Source organism: Neisseria sp. 19428wB4_WF04 (assembly GCF_015235335.1).
GTDB classification, from domain to species: Bacteria; Pseudomonadota; Gammaproteobacteria; order Burkholderiales; family Neisseriaceae; genus Neisseria; species Neisseria musculi.
Genome location: NZ_JADGLG010000013.1, coordinates 16289 through 33203, shown reverse-complemented (window position 1 = coordinate 33203; position 16915 = coordinate 16289). Strand labels below are relative to the sequence as shown.

At 54.6% G+C, this 16915-nt stretch carries 17 protein-coding genes and 1 riboswitch; of the genes, 6 read left to right on the top strand and 11 right to left on the bottom strand.

Annotated features, from left to right (window positions below; translation table 11 throughout):
• Nucleotides 1-150: 150 nt before the first annotated feature.
• Nucleotides 151-534, bottom strand: coding sequence for a glycine cleavage system protein GcvH (gene gcvH, locus IR141_RS04765; protein WP_135034517.1), 384 nt, complete (start codon nt 532-534; stop codon nt 151-153).
• Between the two features lie 630 nt (nt 535-1164).
• Nucleotides 1165-2265 (bottom strand): glycine cleavage system aminomethyltransferase GcvT, encoded by a 1101-nt coding sequence (gene gcvT / locus IR141_RS04760; RefSeq protein WP_135034516.1) that lies wholly within the window; start codon nt 2263-2265, stop codon nt 1165-1167.
• Nucleotides 2266-2300: 35 nt separating this feature from the next.
• On the opposite strand from gcvT, the gene IR141_RS04755 reads away from it, so the two are divergent.
• The 4 genes from IR141_RS04755 to IR141_RS04740 all read left to right on the top strand — a co-directional run bounded on the left by IR141_RS04755 (nt 2301) and on the right by IR141_RS04740 (nt 4465).
• Nucleotides 2301-2465 (top strand): hypothetical protein, encoded by a 165-nt coding sequence (locus tag IR141_RS04755; RefSeq protein WP_167743049.1) that lies wholly within the window; start codon nt 2301-2303, stop codon nt 2463-2465.
• A riboswitch (glycine riboswitch) is annotated at nt 2440-2536 on the bottom strand. It overlaps the preceding gene by 26 nt.
• A gap of 248 nt (nt 2537-2784) precedes the next feature.
• The gene (locus IR141_RS04750) at nt 2785-3267 is read left to right on the top strand and encodes an Lrp/AsnC family transcriptional regulator (RefSeq protein WP_135034515.1); all 483 of its coding nucleotides are present in this window, start codon (nt 2785-2787) and stop codon (nt 3265-3267) included.
• A 138-nt stretch (nt 3268-3405) separates the two neighbouring features.
• Nucleotides 3406-3969 carry a DUF1415 domain-containing protein gene (locus IR141_RS04745; protein ID WP_135034514.1) on the top strand — a complete coding sequence of 188 codons (564 nt, stop codon included), beginning with the start codon at nt 3406-3408 and terminating at the stop codon, nt 3967-3969.
• Between the two features lie 133 nt (nt 3970-4102).
• Nucleotides 4103-4465 (top strand): YbaN family protein, encoded by a 363-nt coding sequence (locus tag IR141_RS04740; RefSeq protein ID WP_135034513.1) that lies wholly within the window; start codon nt 4103-4105, stop codon nt 4463-4465.
• A gap of 84 nt (nt 4466-4549) precedes the next feature.
• Here IR141_RS04740 and IR141_RS04735 read toward each other — a convergent pair whose 3' ends face one another.
• Together IR141_RS04735 and IR141_RS04730 are read right to left on the bottom strand one after the other, a co-directional pair.
• Nucleotides 4550-4810 (bottom strand): hypothetical protein, encoded by a 261-nt coding sequence (locus tag IR141_RS04735; RefSeq protein ID WP_135034512.1) that lies wholly within the window; start codon nt 4808-4810, stop codon nt 4550-4552.
• 279 nt (nt 4811-5089) lie between these two features.
• Nucleotides 5090-5308 (bottom strand): hypothetical protein, encoded by a 219-nt coding sequence (locus IR141_RS04730; RefSeq protein WP_135034511.1) that lies wholly within the window; start codon nt 5306-5308, stop codon nt 5090-5092.
• Between the two features lie 476 nt (nt 5309-5784).
• On the opposite strand from IR141_RS04730, the gene rsmG reads away from it, so the two are divergent.
• Entirely contained in the window at nt 5785-6411 is a 627-nt protein-coding gene (gene rsmG / locus IR141_RS04725) for a 16S rRNA (guanine(527)-N(7))-methyltransferase RsmG (protein WP_135034510.1), read from the top strand.
• A 312-nt stretch (nt 6412-6723) separates the two neighbouring features.
• On the opposite strand, the gene dnaK is transcribed toward rsmG, so the two are convergent.
• The 4 genes from dnaK to IR141_RS04705 all read right to left on the bottom strand — a co-directional run bounded on the left by dnaK (nt 6724) and on the right by IR141_RS04705 (nt 13654).
• The gene (gene dnaK, locus IR141_RS04720) at nt 6724-8655 is read right to left on the bottom strand and encodes a molecular chaperone DnaK (protein ID WP_135034509.1); all 1932 of its coding nucleotides are present in this window, start codon (nt 8653-8655) and stop codon (nt 6724-6726) included.
• A 254-nt stretch (nt 8656-8909) separates the two neighbouring features.
• Nucleotides 8910-9461: a nucleotide exchange factor GrpE gene (gene grpE, locus IR141_RS04715; protein ID WP_135034508.1), complete on the bottom strand. Its 552-nt coding sequence runs from the start codon at nt 9459-9461 to the stop codon at nt 8910-8912.
• Between the two features lie 223 nt (nt 9462-9684).
• Nucleotides 9685-11961: a 5-methyltetrahydropteroyltriglutamate--homocysteine S-methyltransferase gene (metE, locus tag IR141_RS04710; RefSeq protein ID WP_135034507.1), complete on the bottom strand. Its 2277-nt coding sequence runs from the start codon at nt 11959-11961 to the stop codon at nt 9685-9687.
• Nucleotides 11962-12247: 286 nt separating this feature from the next.
• Nucleotides 12248-13654: a PepSY domain-containing protein gene (locus tag IR141_RS04705; protein ID WP_135034530.1), complete on the bottom strand. Its 1407-nt coding sequence runs from the start codon at nt 13652-13654 to the stop codon at nt 12248-12250.
• A 521-nt stretch (nt 13655-14175) separates the two neighbouring features.
• Here IR141_RS04705 and luxS point away from each other — a divergent pair.
• The gene (gene luxS / locus IR141_RS04700; protein WP_135033308.1) at nt 14176-14682 is read left to right on the top strand and encodes an S-ribosylhomocysteine lyase; all 507 of its coding nucleotides are present in this window, start codon (nt 14176-14178) and stop codon (nt 14680-14682) included.
• Nucleotides 14683-14698: 16 nt separating this feature from the next.
• On the opposite strand, the gene IR141_RS04695 is transcribed toward luxS, so the two are convergent.
• From IR141_RS04695 to hchA, 3 genes are all read right to left on the bottom strand, one after another.
• Nucleotides 14699-14839: a hypothetical protein gene (locus tag IR141_RS04695; RefSeq protein ID WP_167743047.1), complete on the bottom strand. Its 141-nt coding sequence runs from the start codon at nt 14837-14839 to the stop codon at nt 14699-14701.
• 274 nt (nt 14840-15113) lie between these two features.
• The gene (dtd, locus tag IR141_RS04690; RefSeq protein ID WP_135034506.1) at nt 15114-15575 is read right to left on the bottom strand and encodes a D-aminoacyl-tRNA deacylase; all 462 of its coding nucleotides are present in this window, start codon (nt 15573-15575) and stop codon (nt 15114-15116) included.
• A 239-nt stretch (nt 15576-15814) separates the two neighbouring features.
• Complete coding sequence (hchA, locus tag IR141_RS04685; RefSeq protein WP_135034505.1) at nt 15815-16681, bottom strand: glyoxalase III HchA; 867 nt, start codon at nt 16679-16681, stop codon at nt 15815-15817.
• Nucleotides 16682-16915: the final 234 nt, after the last annotated feature.

Sequence of the window (16915 nt, the reverse complement as noted above, 5' to 3'; positions counted from 1 at the left end):
CGGTATTGCCCGATTGCTACCCACCCGAAAATATCTTGTCAAAATAAAAAGATACCCGAATCGAGCCCGAGTATCATGCAGTTTCTGAAACGGCGTGGAAAGGCCGTCTGAAAAAATTTCCACAGCAAAAGTTTCAGACGGCCGACAGGTTTAACCGATTTCTGCGGCGTATTGCTCGGCACTCAGCAGGCCGTCCAAATCGGCGGCATTAGCGGGTTTTATTTTGAAAAACCAGCCCGCGCCGTAAGGCTCGCTGTTGGCGGTTTCGGGCGCATCGGCCAGCGCATCGTTCACGGCCACGACTTCGCCCGCAATCGGCGCGTACACATCGGAAGCGGCCTTCACCGATTCCACCACGCCCGCCTGCTCTTCGGCAGCCAGATCGGCGCCCACTTCGGGCAGCTCCACAAACACGATGTCGCCCAGCAACTCTTGCGCGTGTTCGGTGATGCCCACGGTTACCGTGCCGTCGGTTTCCAAACGCAGCCATTCGTGGCTGGACACATATTTCAATTCGGCGGGAATATTGCTCATGGTTTGATTCTCCTGGTTGGAAAGGTTTGAACAAGCCGTTATTTTTCGCACTGCTTGGTGGCTTCATTATACCTGCCGCCTTGGTCGAGGCAGATATCTTTGGCATCGCAGCCCGTCAGAACGAGCATAAACGACACAATAGGCAGCAATAATTTTTTATACATCATCATTCTTCCACTATATTGATTGAAACCTATCTGCTTTGCCGATAAGGCCGATGCCGCGCAAAACGCCTGTTCAGACGGCCGCAGGCGGATTGTGCAGAACCGCAGGCCTGCGGTTTGAACACGCCGCAGGTTCGGCCGTCTGAAACAGCTTGACCGCTTATTGTAAAACAAGGGCGGGAAATTTGCATTCCCGCCCCGTGTTTCAAACTGCCTGCGGTAGAAAACCTTAACGCACAGGTGTCATTTTCACAGCCACGGCTTCTATGATTAAACGCAAGATGCAGTGAACCACTCTGTTTCCGTTACGGCGTTGCGGTGCTTTGCCATACTGTCTGCGGTTCGGCATCGGAAATCAATTTAAAATCAAGTGGATTGGCCGTCAAAGGCCGTCTGAAAAATTTGCCCGGCCGCTTTTTTCAGACGGCCCGACTCAATCGAAGGCCGTCTGAAAGCCTGCTTTTGGTTATTCGAACTGCTTTTTGCCGTTGCGCACAAACGGCAGCTTCAACACCCGCACGTTCACTTCTTTGCCGCGCACCAGCACTTTGGCTGCTTCGCCGTTGAAGTTTTTCGGCACACGGGCGATGGCGATGGACTGTTTCAGGCTGGGCGAAAACACACCGCTGGTGGTGATGCCTTTGCCGGCATCGGTAATCACTTCCATATGGTCGCGCAACACGCCGCCTTTATCCAGCAACAGGCCGACCTGTTTCACGGCAACGCCTTTTTCTTTCAAAGCCAGCAACGCGGTTTTGCCGACAAAATCGCGGCTTTCGTCTTTCAAATCCACCGTCCAGCCCATGCCGGCTTCGAGCGGGCTGGTGTTGTCGTCCATATCGTTGCCGTAAAGGTTCATGCCCGCCTCCATGCGCAGGGTGTCGCGTGCGCCGAGGCCGCAGGGCTGCACGCCGGCTTCGCGCAGGGTAGCGAAAAAGGCACCGGCTTCGCTGCCGGGCAGAATCACTTCCACACCCTCTTCGCCGGTGTAGCCGGTGCGGGCGACAAACCAGTCGCCGCCCAAATCGGCGCCCTGGAAAACGGCAAGGTTGTTCACGGTTTGGGCCCATTCGGGCTTCACTTTCAAGAGCTTCTCAACGGCTTTGGGGCCTTGCACGGCCAGCATGGCCAAATCGCAGCGGGGGGTCAGCGTGATGCCGAACGCTTGGCCGATTTTGGCAAACTGGGCGGAATCTTTCTCACGGGTGGCGCCGTTAGATACGATGCGGTATTGGGTTTCGGCTTCGTTGGTGCGGTAAACGATCAAATCATCGATAACGCCGCCGTTGTCGTTGAGCATGGCCGAATACAGTGCCTTGCCCACAAAACCGAGCTTGGCCACATCGTTGGCAATCAGTTTGCGGAAAAAGGCTTTGGCCTGCTCTCCGGTTACATCGGTAACCAGCATATGCGATACGTCAAACATACCGGCATCGGTGCGCACGGCTTCGTGTTCTTGGATTTGCGAGCCGTAGTGAATCGGCAGCTCCCAGCCGGCGAAATCGATTAATTTGCCGCCGGCATCTTGATGGGCTTGGTGGAAAGGGGTGGTTTTGAGGGCGGTCATCGGGTTTCTCCATAGATTGAACTGCGGCATGGGTTATGCGCGCGGCCCTATCTGTCCTTCGACCTGAGATTTTCGGCGGCAGGCCGTCTGAAAACTGCCCGCACACGCCTGAACACTTTCAGACGGCCTTCGCCCCTTCGGTGGGCGCAGCCGCGCCGCTCTCCAGATGTTGCGATAATGTGCACAGTCCTTTTGCCTGAGCGATTTAAGGGTGTCTGCGCCTTCGGCGGCTGCGGCATCACCGGCCGCAACACTCTCCTGCACACTTTTTGGATTATGGCGTTAATCCCGCTGCGGGGCAAGGGCATTGTTTACATTGCTTCGATAAAGCAGCCGCGCCGTTTTTATTCAGACGGCCTAAAACAATAATGCCGTATGAAACAGCAGATATTCTCACAGATTATTTTAAAATAATATATTTTTTAAACTATTGTGCGTTAAGTTGAATTATCTTATATTAAAGCCGTATTTCAAGCGGAAACTCCGACACAACCACTGCGATAAGAAGAAAGGGCCGGCATGGCGCAAATCAATTTAGACAAAACCGATCTCAAAATCCTACAGGTGCTGCAGAAAAACGGCCGCCTGACCAATGTGGAACTCTCCGAACGCGTGGCGCTGTCGCCCTCTCCCTGCCTGCGCCGTTTGAAGCAGTTGGAAGACGCCGGTATCATCCGCCAATACGCCGCGCTGCTCTCGCCCGCATCGGTAAAGCTCGGCCTGCAGGCGTTTATCCGCGTGTCGATTGATAAAGCGGTAGAAGCCCGCAATGATTTCTCCGCCGCCGTACAAAGCTGGCCCGAAGTGCTCAGCTGCTTTGCACTCACCGGCGAAACCGATTATCTGCTCCATGCCTTTTTCACCGATATGAATGCGTTTTCGCATTTCGTGCTCGACACCCTGCTCTCGCATCCGGGCGTGCAAGATGCCAAATCGAGCTTTGTACTGAAAGAAATCAAAAACACCACCGCGCTGCCGCTGGGGCATTTGCAGCAGGATTAAACGGCACCACAATCATCAGCCAATCACACCGACAGGCCGTCTGAAAGCGTTCAGACGGCCTGTTTTGCTTTAACGCCCGTTCACACCGGCAGCAAAAAACCTTATGATTGCAGGCTGTTTTTAATCAAACACTCAACCATGCCTGCCTGCAACGAAACCGTTATTGCCCACACCCGCCTGTGGCTCGAAAAAGCCGTTATCGGCCTGAACTTATGCCCTTTTGCCAAAGCGCCTTATGTGAAAGGCCTGGTGCGGATAAGCGTCAGCCGCGCCAAACACCTGGACGGCTTTTTAGAAGACTTAGACCGCGAGCTGCAACTCATCGGCAGCACGCCGCCCGACAAAATCGAAACCACGCTGCTGGTCTGCCCCGGTTTGTTTGGTGATTTTCTGGTGTTTAACGATATGCTCGATTCAGCCGACCGGGCCGTTGCCGACAATCATTTGGAGGGCGTTGTCCAAATTGCGCCGTTCCACCCCGACTTCCGCTTTGAGGGCACCGAAGCCGGCGACATCACCAACTACACCAACCGCTCGCCCTACCCTACGCTGCACCTGATACGCGAAAGCAGCATCAGCAAAGCCGCCGAAGCGTTTCCCGATGCCGAAGCCATTTTCGGGCGCAACATGGCGCTGCTGGAGCAAATAGGGCAGCAGGGTTGGGACGATTTGCAGATTCCGCGCGGCCCGCACCATAAGTGAATTTGCCCCATTCCGCTGCAGCTTTGCTGCACTTTGGCTCAAAGAAAGCGGTTTTATCTGCCGCTTGTACTGCCTTAGGGCTTGCTGCCCGGTGTCGAAGCCATGAAATCCACCATATAAAAATAGGGAAAACATGATATTACGCTCATTTTTTTGGCTGCTCGGCGCAATTGCCCTGCTACTGGGCATTATCGGCATTTTTCTGCCCGTGCTGCCCACCACACCGTTCGTTATACTCGCCGCCGCCTGCTGGGCGCGCGCTTCGCCGCGCTTCCACCACTGGCTGCACCACCACCGCATTTTCGGCTCTATGGTGAAAAATTGGGAAACGCGCCGTGCCATACCCCGCCGTGCCAAATACCTGGCCTTTGCGATGATGATGCTTTCGTGCGGCTGGCTGCTTTACCGCTTTCCCGCCCAATGGTGGTGGAGCGCCGCCTCGGCATTGTTCTGCCTGACCGTAGCCCTATGGATGTGGCGGCTGCCCGATGCCTGAACTGCAAAGATTCCGGCCCGCCGCAAACCGCCGGCAATCAAGGCCGTCTGAACATTCAGACGGCCTTTCACCAGCAACCCTGCCTTAACGGCGCTTATCGGGGCGCGGTGCCGGTTTGTGCTGCACGGGCGGTTGTTTGGCTTTTTTCACATTTTGGTTTGGCTTGGCTTTTTGGGGCGGCTTCGGCCGCTCTGCCCGTTTTGCTTTGCGCAGCTCGGGTTTGGATTGCTCTGCTTTGTGCGGTTCGGCAGATTTATGCGGCCGAACCGCCTGCGCAGCCAGCGGCATTGCAGCCGGGCCGGCTGAAATCATCAACAGTGAAGCGGTCTTAATCAGTTGCTTCATAACGGGTTTGCGCTTTCAGAAAAAGGTTATGGAACCAAAATATCAGACTAACCGTTATTCCGGTTTGCTCTGTTTGAAGGCGCCATCTTAGATTGCTTCGATGTGAACGGGCGTTGCCTGTGCATAAAAATATCGGTTTCCCCGATGATGAATCCGCAACCGTTTGTAATGAAAAAACACCCGCCCATTTGGGGCAGGTGTTGCATCAAACCTGATTTAAAGTTTCAGAATAACCGGCACACCGTCTTAACGGCGGCTGTTATTCCGAAACTTAACGGCTTACTGAATGCCGCTGGCGGATTTCACACCCGAGGCATCAAAAGTAGCAGCGGCTGCGCCGGTGCCGGCCGTTTCGGTGGAAGCTTTGGTTTTAGCAGACTTAGCGGTTTTGGCCGTGCTCACTTTGTCTTCCACTTTTTTGTCGGCCTTATCCGCCGGAGCGGCTGTTACGGCGGCAGACATCATGACAGCCGATACGAGTACGATAAACTTTTTCATCTGTATATCCTTTTTTGAAGTTGGTAAAAAAACACCATGTTGTGAAACATGTATCAGTGAGAAAGCAGAGAAAAAGAAAAGTTCGAACGGGCAACCATTTTAAGCAGTAAAAAAATTTTAAATTTATTCAATGATATAAACATATAGATACACTTTTTTCAGGATAGATTCCGTATGCCGTAAAACCAAACGCCGCCGCCAAACAGCATTCCAAGCAGATGAATCATTCCGCCGCCCATGCCTGCCCGCTTAACATTCGAACCGAAAAGGCCGCCTGAAAACGCAGTTTCTGGAAGGCTAAAACGCAGCCGGGCATCGCCGCAAATCTGTTTTCAGACGGCTTGAAACTGTGCAGGCAATTTACGCAAACGCCCGTTTTCCGATAAGATTACGGCCAATCAAAAAACTGTAACCTTATCTGCTGCGCTGCACACCGGTTTGCCGCAGGCGGATTCAAGCCCAAAGGAACGCGCACGATGAATAACAAACAACAACTGCAAGAAGGCTTGCAGGCACTCGGCCTCACACTCACCCCATCCCAACAATTGCTGCTGCTCGAATACGTTGCCCTACTCACCAAGTGGAACACCACCTACAATCTGACCGCCCTGCGCGATGAATCATCGATTATCAGCCACCACATTCTCGACAGCCTGACCCTGCTGCCGTTTGTGAAAGACGCAAAAACATTGATGGATGTCGGCTCCGGCGGCGGTATGCCCGGCATTCCCACTGCCGTCTGCCGACCCGATCTGCAGATTACCCTGCTGGATTCCAACACCAAAAAAACTTCCTTTCTGCAACAGGCCGTTATTGAGCTGGGGCTGGATAATATAACCGTTGCCGCCGGCCGCGTGGAAGCGGTACACGATAAAAAGGTGGACGTGGTTACCAGCCGTGCGTTTGCCGAGCTGGCTGATTTTATTTCGCTCACCAAACACCTTTTGAACGAAAACGGTTATTGGGCGGCCATGAAAGGCGTGTATCCTTATGAGGAGTTGGAGCATATCCCTGCCTCGGTGGCAGTGGTGAAAGTAGAAAAACTCCATGTGCCCATGCTCGATGCCGAACGGCATATGGTGGTGATGAAGCCGAAAAAATGAGCTTTACCGTTTCGCGCCACTTACCCTACCCGGGCTTGGCCCGGGTAGCTTTTTCCCGGAAAAGAAACGGCAGAGATTCTGCGCAAAGCCTTTGCCAAATTCACCGGCGCCGTCTGAAAAAGCCGTCTGAAATGATGAAAACCCGTTATCGGTTATGCAGGCCTGCAAAGCTGCCCCGCGCAGGCAGGATAACGGCGACAAATATTTTCAGACGGCCTGAGTGGGTTGCGCAAAGGTTACGGGGCGCAAACCTGGAGCCCGAAACGCAGAAAGGGCGCTTTTTCAAGCGCCCCTGCCTACCGGCCGTTAAGACTAGTCTTTCTTGTCTTTTACTTCTTCAAACTCGGCATCCACCACATCATCGTTGCCGTTGGCTGCGCTGCCTGCCGCCTGCTCCGCGCCGGCATTATTGGCTTCGGCTTGGGCTTGGGCATAAACCAATTCCCCCAGTTTTTGGCTGGCGGCGCCCAAGGCTTCGGCCTTGGCATCGATATCGGCTTTGTCTTCGCCCTTCACGGCTTCTTCGGCGGCTTTCAAAGCGTCTTCGATTTTGGTTTTTTCACCGGCATCAAGTTTGTCGCCGTATTCGTCCAGTGATTTTTTCACGGAGTGAATCAGTGCTTCGGTTTGGTTGCGCGAAGCCACCAGTTCGGTCAGTTTTTTATCCTCCTCGGCATTGGCTTCGGCATCTTTCACCATGCGTTCGATTTCTTCCTCGCTCAAACCTGAAGAACCCTGAATAGTGATTTTGGCTTCTTTGCCGGTGCCTTTGTCTTTGGCCGACACATGCAGGATACCGTTGGCATCGATATCGAAGGTTACTTCGATCTGCGGCATACCGCGCGGTGCCGGTGCGATGTCGCCCAAATTGAAATTGCCCAGCGATTTGTTGGCCGAGGCGCGCTCGCGCTCGCCTTGCAGCACATGGATGGTAACGGCGCTTTGGTTGTCTTCGGCGGTTGAGAACACTTGCGATGCTTTGGTCGGAATGGTGGTGTTTTTGCTGATGAGCTTGGTCATCACACCGCCCATGGTTTCGATACCGAGCGACAGCGGGGTTACATCGAGCAGCAATACATCGCTGCGGCCGCCGCCCAACACTTCGCCCTGAATCGCGGCACCGAGCGCCACGGCTTCATCGGGGTTCACGTCTTTGCGCGGCTCTTTGCCGAAGAAAGCTTTAACGGCTTCCTGCACTTTGGGCATACGGCTTTGGCCGCCCACCAAAATCACATCATCGATATCGCCCACGCTCAAGCCCGCATCTTTAACGGCCACTTTGCACGGCTCGATGGAGCGTTCGATTAAATCTTCCACCAGGCTTTCGAATTTGGCACGGGTGATTTTCATCGCCAAGTGTTTCGGGCCTGCGGCATCCATGGTGATGTAGGGCAGGTTGATTTCGGTTTGCTGGCTGCTGGAAAGCTCGATTTTGGCTTTTTCGGCGGCTTCTTTCAGGCGTTGCAGCGCCATCACATCGTTTTTCAGGTCGATGCCCTGTTCTTTTTTGAACTCGGCGATGATGTAGTCGATCAGGCGTTGATCGAAATCTTCGCCGCCCAAGAAGGTGTCGCCGTTGGTGGCCAGCACTTCAAACTGTTTTTCGCCGTCAATATCGGCAATTTCAATGATCGAAATATCGAAGGTGCCGCCGCCCAAATCATACACGGCGATTTTGCGGTCGCCTTTGGTGTTTTTATCCATACCGAAAGCCAGGGCGGCGGCGGTCGGCTCGTTGATGATGCGTTTTACGTCCAAGCCGGCGATACGGCCCGCGTCTTTGGTGGCTTGGCGCTGGCTGTCGTTAAAATAGGCCGGCACGGTAATCACGGCTTCGGTTACCGGCTCGCCCAAATAGGCTTCGGCGGCCTGTTTCATTTTGCGCAGCACTTCGGCGGAAACCTGCGGGGGCGACAGCTCTTTGCCCTGCGCTTTCACCCAGGCATCGCCGTTGGCGGCTTTCACAATGTCGAAAGGCATCAGGTCGATGTCTTTCTGAATTTCTTTGTCTTCGAATTTGTGGCCGATCAGGCGTTTTACCGCATAAATGGTGTTTTTTGCATTGGTTACGGCCTGACGTTTGGCCGGTGCGCCGACCAAAATTTCGCCGCCGTCCAAATAGGCGATAACGGAAGGCGTGGTGCGCGCGCCTTCGGCATTTTCAATCACTTTGGTTTGGCCGCTTTCTGAAATAGCCAAGCATGAGTTGGTTGTACCTAAGTCGATACCGATTACTTTTGCCATTGTGTTATTGCTCCTTAAATGATTTCTGAAATTCTATCCGGGCCTCTGCCCTGTCGGGTTGGTAAATAAGGTGTGTTTTTCACTTTTCAAGTATGCACACTTAAATTTTTTGACGAAATAATTATTTTTAATTCAATTATTTGATTTACTTATCCACAAGCCCGTCCTTACGCTTTGCTTTCAGACGGCCATTGATGCCCCAACCCTTAAGGCCGTCTGAAGTTGCTGCCTGCAAAACGGCTGAAACGGTGCTTTCAGTTGCCGCCCTCACCGCCTTCGGCCACGGTTACCATGGCGGGACGCAATACGCGGTCGGCCAGCCGGTAGCCTTTTTTCATCACGCCGACAACGGTATTGGGTTCTTGACCGCTTTCCACCACCTGCATGGCTTGGTGGAGGTGGGGGTCGAGTTTGTCGCCCGGCTGCGGGTTGATTTCGGTGATTTGGGTATGCTCGAAGGCTTTGTTTAATTCGTTCAATGTCATCTGCACGCCCGTTTTCAGCGCATCGAAATTGCCGCTCTGGTCGAGCAGCGCCATTTCCAGATAGTCTTTCACCGTGAGCATTTCGGTAGCGAATTTCTGGCCGGCGTATTTGTGTGCGGCTTGGATTTCCTCGGTATGGCGGCGGCGCAGATTCTGCTCGTTGGCCAAACCGCGCAGTTGTTCATCTTTCAACATACCTTCCAGCTCTGTGATTTTGGCTGCCAAATCTTCGTAAGAAGGCTGCTCCTGCACTTCTTCCTGCTCTGTTTGCAGCATTTCTGCAGCTTCGCTGTTTTCTACGGTTTGGTTTTGTTCGCTCATTTGGGTGAATCCTTTGCGGTTGGTTATTTCGACAGGGCTTTAATATAAGGCCGCCGGCAGCTTATTCAAGCCGCAATCTTTACGAAATCGTACAGGGGTTCAGGCCGTCTGAAAACAATGCCGGAATTCTCTACAGCCCTTTTCCACAATAAAAAACTGAGCTCTGTTGATCACAGAGCTCAGTTTCAGACGGCCTTTGTTTCTCTATTTCAAAGGCCCGGCATTATTCGGCCGCCAGCTCGGCGCGCAGTTTTTTGGTAACGGCCATCATCACTTCCAATTGCTCGGCGGTTTCTTTCCAGCCCCGGGTTTTCAGGCCGCAGTCGGGATTGACCCACAAACGCTCCACTGGCACCACTTCCATCGCTTTGCGCAGCAGATGCTCGATTTCGGCAGCGGTCGGTACGCGCGGGCTGTGGATGTCGTACACGCCCGGACCGATGTCGTTGGGGTATTTGAAATCGCCGAACGCGGTCAGCAGTTCCATATCGGAGCGCGAAGTTTCGATGGTGATCACATCGGCATCCATAGAGGCAATGGCCGGCAGAATATCGTTAAACTCCGAGTAACACATATGGGTGTGGATTTGGGTGCTGTCTTCGGCACCGCTGGACGACAGGCGGAAAGATTCGCAGGCCCAAGCCAGGTATTCGCTCCATTGCGCTTTTTTCAGCGGCATGGCTTCGCGGATGGCAGGCTCGTCAATCTGAATCACTTTGATGCCGGCTTTTTCCAAGTCCAACACTTCATCATTCAAGGCCAGCGCGATTTGTTTGGCCACCAGGCTCAGCGGCACATCATCGCGCACAAACGACCATTTGAACATGGTAACCGGGCCGGTAAGCATGCCTTTCATCGGGCGTTTGGTCAGCGTTTGCGCATAAGAAGACCAGTAAACGGTCATCGGCTCTGGGCGGGAAACATCGCCGAAAATGATCGGCGGTTTCACGCAGCGGCTGCCGTAGCTCTGCACCCAGCCGAACTGGGTGAAGCAGTAGCCCGCCAGTTGCTCGCCGAAGTATTCCACCATGTCGTTACGCTCGGCTTCGCCGTGCACGGGCACGTCCAATTCCAGTTTTTCCTGCACTTCCACGCAGTAGGCGATTTCTTTTTTCATCGCGGCATCGTAATCGGCGGCGCTCAACCCACCTTTTTTGAAGGCGGCGCGCGCTTGGCGGATTTCGGCGGTTTGCGGGAAAGAGCCGATGGTGGTGGTGGGCAGCACGGGCAGGTTCATCCAAGCCTGTTGGGCTTTGATGCGCTCGGCAAACGGTGATTTGCGCCGGTCGGCGCCTTCGGGCAGACCTGCCACGCGTTTTTGCACGGCTTCGTTGTGGATTTTTTTGTTGGTGGCGCGGTCGGCAGCGGCGGCATCGGAAGCGGAAACGGCTTCTTTCACACTGTCTTTGCCGTGGGCCAGGGCTTGTTTCACCACGCCCAGCTCAACCAGTTTTTGCGCGGCAAACGCCATCCACGATTTGATTTCGGCATCGAGTTTTTCTTCAACGGCCAAATCTTGCGGGCTGTGCAGCAGCGAGCAGGAGGGCGCGATCCACAGGTTGTTGCCCAGTTTGCCGGCAACGGGTTTGAGGGTGTCGATGACTTTGCTCAGATTGGCGCGCCATACGTTGCGCCCGTCTATCAGGCCGACCGACAGCACTTTGTTTTCCGGCCAGGCATCGGCAAACACCGCAAGTTGCTCGGGGGCGCGCACGGCATCGATGTGTACGCCGTGAACCGGCAGGTTTTTCAGCAGGTTGAGATGTTCGGCCACAGAAGCGAAATAGGTGCCGATGATGATGCGCACGCCGGTGTTTGCCAGTTCTTTATAGGTGTCGGCAAAGGCGTTCAGCCAGTTTTGATCGGCATCCACCGCCAGAATCGGCTCATCGATCTGAATCCAGTCCACCCCTTCGGCGGCCAGCTCGCGCAACAGTTGGGCGTAAACCGGCAGCAGTTTGGGCAAGAGGCTCAGGCGTTTGAAGCCTTCGTCTTTGGATTTACCCAGCCACAGCAGGGTGATGGGGCCGATGAGCGTGGGCTTGATGTCGTAGCCCTGCGCTTTGGCTTCTTTGATTTGGCCAATCAAACGGCCCGCATTAACCGAAAATTCGGTGTCGGCGTGCCATTCAGGCACGATGTAGTGGTAGTTGGTGTCGAACCATTTGGTCATTTCCATCGCAAACTGGGTGGCGTTGCCGCGCGCCAGTTGGAAATATTCGGACAGGGTCAGCCCGGCGGCATCGAAACCGAAGCGTTTCGGAACCGCGCCCAGTGTACACAGCAAATCGAGCACATGGTCGTAAAAAGAAAAATCGCCCACGGGCACCAAATCGGCACCGGCGGCTTTTTGGGCAGCCCAGTTGGCGCGGCGGATTTCGGCGGCAACGGCCTCGACTTCGGCTTCGGTTTTCGCGCCTTTCCAAAAGGCTTCTACGGCAAATTTCAGTTCGCGCTTCGCGCCGATGCGCGGATAGCCTGAGAGGTGAAAAGTATTCATAAGGTATCCTTTGCGGAAATATTCGGTGGAACAATTTGTCAATGCTGGATATTGACTGTTTTTACGCCGTATGGCAAACGCTAAATTTGCATGGGTTGATGAATGAAACTCATAAAGGCCGTCTGAAACTTTTTCAGACGGCCGCGAATCAAACATGGCTGTACCGCCAGCTTTCTGCCTTAAAAAATCAAACAGCCCCACTCAGCTGAAATACTCCCTCCTCCGACAGGCAGTCAAACAGCACAAACGATGCAGGCCGGCGGCAAACAGGCAGAATGCAGAGCCGCTATTTCAAATAAGCCGCCATCCTAGGCAGGCACACCAGCAATAGTCTGTCCAGCAGCCAAACCGCAGCAACAGCGGCAGCAGCAGTGGGGAAAACCACCGCCGATACCAGCAAAACAACAAGCAGCGTCTTGGGAGCGGCAACGTTTTTCTGCGGCGGCGGCAACAGCCCTGCGGCATTTTTGGGGCGGCGCTGCCACCACATTATCCAGCCGCTGACGCACATACCCACCACCGCCAGGCAAAACACCATGTTGAGTACCACGCTCCACCAACCCATCGTCCCCATATGAAAAGCAACGCCGGCGGCCATAAATTTGCCGAACGCGCTGTAATCGTTAAAGCGGATGTCGGCCAACACTTTGCCGCTGTAGCGGTCGATGTGTACGGTCCGGTCGGCCGTGGGGCTGGGGCTGTCGTAACTCATCGAATCACGGTTGAGCGTCCACACACCGGTTTTGCCTTTGGGGAAATACAGGTGGTAGCGGCCTTGAAATCCGCTTTCACGGGCGAAGCGGTCCACCGTATCCAGCGTTGGCGGCAGGCCGGGCGCAATACCTCCCACTCCTACCGTTGTGCCCGACTGCGGCATAGGGGTCAGCTCAAGAACCCAAGGGATTTCTTTGGTTTCGCCGTCATTGAGATCCCCATGTACAGGCACAACAGACTCAGGATCGGGTACCACACCCCATTTTCCGGCCGGAAACTGATTCCACGCCTGCACCGCCTTACCGCCCCAAATCCCTGCCCAAGCCATGCCCGACACACAAAACACCAGCAGCATCAAGCTGATCCACGTCCCAACCGAACCGTGCAGGCTGCGCCACCACGAACGTTTTTTGCCGAACGGCGAAACCAGCATCCTCGGCAGACTGCCCTGCTTCTGGTACCACAACCACCAGCCGCTGATAACCAGCAGAACCGTGAGTGCCGCTGCAGTTTCCAAAATATAGTCGCCAACACCGCCCAACAGCATATCACTGTGGATATTGTCCATCAGGTAATAAAAACCCTTGTTGCGCGGATAAGCGGCGGCCACTTCGGCGGTGTAGGGATCGACTGCCACCATCGTGGCTTTGCCGCTGCCGTCATTAACACGGAAAACGGCTACTGTATCAGCGGCACGCGGAGCAATATACTGCACCACCATACCCTGTGCCTTGTCAACGGCGTCCAGCGCTGCCTGCGCCTGTTGCGACAACGGCTTGGCAACCGTCTGAACGGCAACCTTCATCCTTTCGCCGTCTTTGCCGTAAATATTGGCGGTAAAAATCATGCCCAAGCCGGTGAGTGCCAACAAAATTAAAAAAGGTGTAACGAATACGCCCGCATAGAAATGCCAGCGCCAAACTGTAAAATAACGCTGTGCATCAGACTGGTCGCCGCAGCTTCGGCCTACGGGCTGCATGGTATTTTGCATTCTGCGCTCCTTAGGAAGCCCCGCACCGGCTGCCGGTGCAGGTTTTTCTCTTGATAGTGTCAGTAGAGATACAGATAAAGCACAAGCATCATACCAAAAGCGGGGCATTACGTTTTTGACGTAGCACAGATAGCGCAGCCCGGCGGCCCGGCAACCACTGCCTAGCGCACGGTTGCGAAAATGCTCCGCACACAGGGTCGGCCAAGTACGCCTTTTCGGAAGCTTCTTTTACTTGGTTGGCCGCACCCGGCAACTCCTGCACAATACCGCCGGATGGGTTTCCGGCACCAGATACACACTTGGTCTTTTTCCAAAGCAATGACCTCCACTGCCAGCGGGCTGCCCTATACCTCTCCGGCCGCCCGTCCTTCTCCACCGATGGTAGTGCTGCGAAACAAACGCAGAAAAATTTACACGAAGCCCAAACAAACGCAGCGTTTGTTTTCAGACGGCCTGCTGCCGAAAAATGCTATGATTCGGGTTTGCTGCAATTTTCCAAAGGAACGATGATGCCGCTGCTCGACAGTTTTAAAGTGGACCATACCCGTATGCACGCGCCTGCGGTGCGGGTGGCCAAAACCATGCGCACGCCCAAAGGCGATGATATTACCGTTTATGATCTGCGCTTTTGTGTGCCCAATCGGGAAATCCTGCCCGAAAAAGGCATACACACGCTGGAACATCTGTTTGCCGGTTTCATGCGTGAACACCTGAACGGCGCCGGTGTGGAAATTATCGATATTTCGCCGATGGGCTGCCGCACCGGCTTTTATATGAGCTTAATCGGTATGCCCGACGAAGCCCGTGTGGCCGATGCGTGGCTCGCTTCGATGCAGGACGTGTTAAACGTGCAGAATCAGAACGAAATCCCCGAGTTGAACGAATACCAATGCGGCACTTATCGAATGCACTCGCTGGCCGAGGCGCAGGCTATCGCCCGCAACGTGATCGAGCGCAAGGTAGGCGTAAACAAAAGTGAAGACTTAACGCTGGACGAAAGCCTGCTGGCCGATTGATGGCTGCGGGGCAGCATCAGGCCGTCTGAACCATGTTCAGACGGCCTGATGTTTTTATACCGCCTGCCACTCCAGCCAACACAAGGCAGACCGGGAACCATACGAAAACCATACCGCAGCGCGGGTTGGTGCCGTCATGATTCAAGGCAGCCGGCATGACGATATCGGTTGGTTTTAAAATACAGGCCTGCGCTTGCCGGGAACGGCGGCAGGGGTATTCAGACGGCAGCAGACCTTAGGGGCAGAACCCGCCCCTGCCGTCTGAAAAGATGCTTGCCGCTGCCATAATCGGGTTGCGCCTGAATAGCCTTTTCTCTATAAAAAGAAACTTGGAACCAAGCCCGAGTATGGCGTTGAAGCAAGAAACGCGCTTGAGGTTTCGGCCGGTTGCGGTAAAAGCAGCAGTGTTACCGGCAAGTATATGGCAGCCGTTAAAACATTTTTTGAGAATCCAGCAGCAGTGTTACCGGCCCGTTGTTGCACAAATCTACCTGCATATGGGTTTGAAAGCGGCCGGTTTCCACCGCAATGCCGTGTCTTCGCAACATGGCGGCCACCTGCCCGTAGAGTGCGCCGGCCTGCTGCGGCGGGGCGGCTTCCGAAAAAGACGGCCGTCTGCCGTTGCGGGCATCGGCATAAAGCGTGAATTGCGACACCAGCAAAACCGCACCGCCGGTGTCTTTCAATGAAAGGTTCAATTTGCCCGCACCGTCTTCAAAAATGCGCAGGTTGGCGGTTTTATCGGCAATGTAGCGGGCATCGCCCTCGGTGTCGCTGCGGCCTACGCCAAGCAGCACCACCAGGCCGTGTCCGATACTGCCTACGGTTTCGCGCCCGCTACCGTTTACCACATCTACGGCGGCACGGGTAACTTTCTGGATAACGGCTCTCATAATTTAAACGGTATTCTCCGACAGTCAAACCTAACAGCCTGAGGTATTTGCAAAATTTAAAAATACCGCCAGCGCGTTATTTGCCTTCATTCCCGCGCAGCCGGAAACCCCGGCCTTCGGCATCCAATGATTTGCTTCGCCAATATTTTTATTCGGACTTCTGTTTGCGCGGGAATGCGGTATTTCTGTTTTCAGACGGCCTCAAGATTTTGCAAAGGCCTCGGCCTGCATCAGACGGCTCAGCCCAACTCTGCTGCGGCTTGCAGCAATACATCGGCGGCCAGTATGCCCAAGTTGTTGGCTGCCAGCGAGCTGTCGCCGGTGAGCAGCTCACGGTCGCGGCATACTTCGCCGCTGATGCCGCTGTTGACCACGTTCATGCCCAGCTGCTGCAAACGCTCGGCCACCAGCCACGGCAGGCGGCCGGGCATATAACCGATGTCGATATTGGCGCCTTCGTCAAGCGCATCGGGGAACACGGCCAGATTGTAGCCGGCAAAGGGAAACGCGCCGTGTTCGGCAGCGGCAACCAGCGCGGCGGGGCCGTGGCAGAGTGTGATGATGCTGCGCTGCTGCGCCACGGCCCAGTTGAGAACCTGCGCCACTTCGCGGCTGTGGGGGATGGCGGTAAACGCGCCGTGTCCGCCGGGTATCAACACACCGATATAGGGCGAATCGGAGGCGGTGGCGCGCTCCAGCACATCGGCCAGTTTCAGCGGCTTTTGGAATTTGGGCAGATAGGTTGCAAAAATCTTCTGCACCGCTTCGTCTTCTTGGGGCATCGCCCACATTTCGAATTTGACCGAATTGCCCGAAAGGGTGCACACATCGATTTCAAAGCCCGCTTCGTGAATGTGCAGCATCGGCAGCAGGGTTTCTACAGGGTGGTTGCCGGTGGAAAACAGTTTGCCGTTCTGCATTTGCAGATAACGCTCATCGGTGCCTATCATCAAAACCCTGTATTTGCCGCCGGTGTAGGGTTGGTCGAACCGAAGGCCGGCAAAATCGGTTTTCGGCGCGGTGTAGCGGCTCAGGGAGTAAGGGGAGGGAAAATAAGCATTGTATTCGGCGTGGTCGGGTGTGGGGGCTTTGCTCGGTTCGCTCATGGTAAAACTCCTGATATGGGTAGAAGTTTTGTCATGCCTTGGGCAGACGCAGTATCAGGCATTGTCCGGTTTGGCGGGCGCACTCCTGCCAAACGGCGGTATTATACCCCTAAACAAAACTGCCTGCCGTTCAGACGGCCTATATTGCGAATCCTCCCTATATTCCGGCACAAGGCAACAGGCTGCAAACCATACGGAGCCGACTCTGCTGCTCGGGTGGCCGGCAAAACCGTT

Excerpts from the sequence above, each read along its gene's own strand:
- IR141_RS04755 (WP_167743049.1), top strand. The coding sequence starts at position 2,301 with ATGCGCGCGGCCCTATCTGTCCTTCGACCTGAGATTTTCGGCGGCAGG.
- IR141_RS04705 (WP_135034530.1), bottom strand. The coding sequence starts at position 13,654 with ATGCAGCCCGTAGGCCGAAGCTGCGGCGACCAGTCTGATGCACAGCGT.
- IR141_RS04730 (WP_135034511.1), bottom strand. The coding sequence starts at position 5,308 with ATGAAAAAGTTTATCGTACTCGTATCGGCTGTCATGATGTCTGCCGCC.
- gcvT (WP_135034516.1), bottom strand. The coding sequence starts at position 2,265 with ATGACCGCCCTCAAAACCACCCCTTTCCACCAAGCCCATCAAGATGCC.
- hchA (WP_135034505.1), bottom strand. The coding sequence starts at position 16,681 with ATGAGCGAACCGAGCAAAGCCCCCACACCCGACCACGCCGAATACAAT.
- IR141_RS04695 (WP_167743047.1), bottom strand. The coding sequence starts at position 14,839 with ATGCCGGCTGCCTTGAATCATGACGGCACCAACCCGCGCTGCGGTATG.
- dtd (WP_135034506.1), bottom strand. The coding sequence starts at position 15,575 with ATGAGAGCCGTTATCCAGAAAGTTACCCGTGCCGCCGTAGATGTGGTA.
- metE (WP_135034507.1), bottom strand. The coding sequence starts at position 11,961 with ATGAATACTTTTCACCTCTCAGGCTATCCGCGCATCGGCGCGAAGCGC.
- dnaK (WP_135034509.1), bottom strand. The coding sequence starts at position 8,655 with ATGGCAAAAGTAATCGGTATCGACTTAGGTACAACCAACTCATGCTTG.
- rsmG (WP_135034510.1), top strand. The coding sequence starts at position 5,785 with ATGAATAACAAACAACAACTGCAAGAAGGCTTGCAGGCACTCGGCCTC.
- IR141_RS04745 (WP_135034514.1), top strand. The coding sequence starts at position 3,406 with ATGCCTGCCTGCAACGAAACCGTTATTGCCCACACCCGCCTGTGGCTC.
- luxS (WP_135033308.1), top strand. The coding sequence starts at position 14,176 with ATGCCGCTGCTCGACAGTTTTAAAGTGGACCATACCCGTATGCACGCG.
- IR141_RS04735 (WP_135034512.1), bottom strand. The coding sequence starts at position 4,810 with ATGAAGCAACTGATTAAGACCGCTTCACTGTTGATGATTTCAGCCGGC.
- IR141_RS04750 (WP_135034515.1), top strand. The coding sequence starts at position 2,785 with ATGGCGCAAATCAATTTAGACAAAACCGATCTCAAAATCCTACAGGTG.
- IR141_RS04740 (WP_135034513.1), top strand. The coding sequence starts at position 4,103 with ATGATATTACGCTCATTTTTTTGGCTGCTCGGCGCAATTGCCCTGCTA.
- grpE (WP_135034508.1), bottom strand. The coding sequence starts at position 9,461 with ATGAGCGAACAAAACCAAACCGTAGAAAACAGCGAAGCTGCAGAAATG.
- gcvH (WP_135034517.1), bottom strand. The coding sequence starts at position 534 with ATGAGCAATATTCCCGCCGAATTGAAATATGTGTCCAGCCACGAATGG.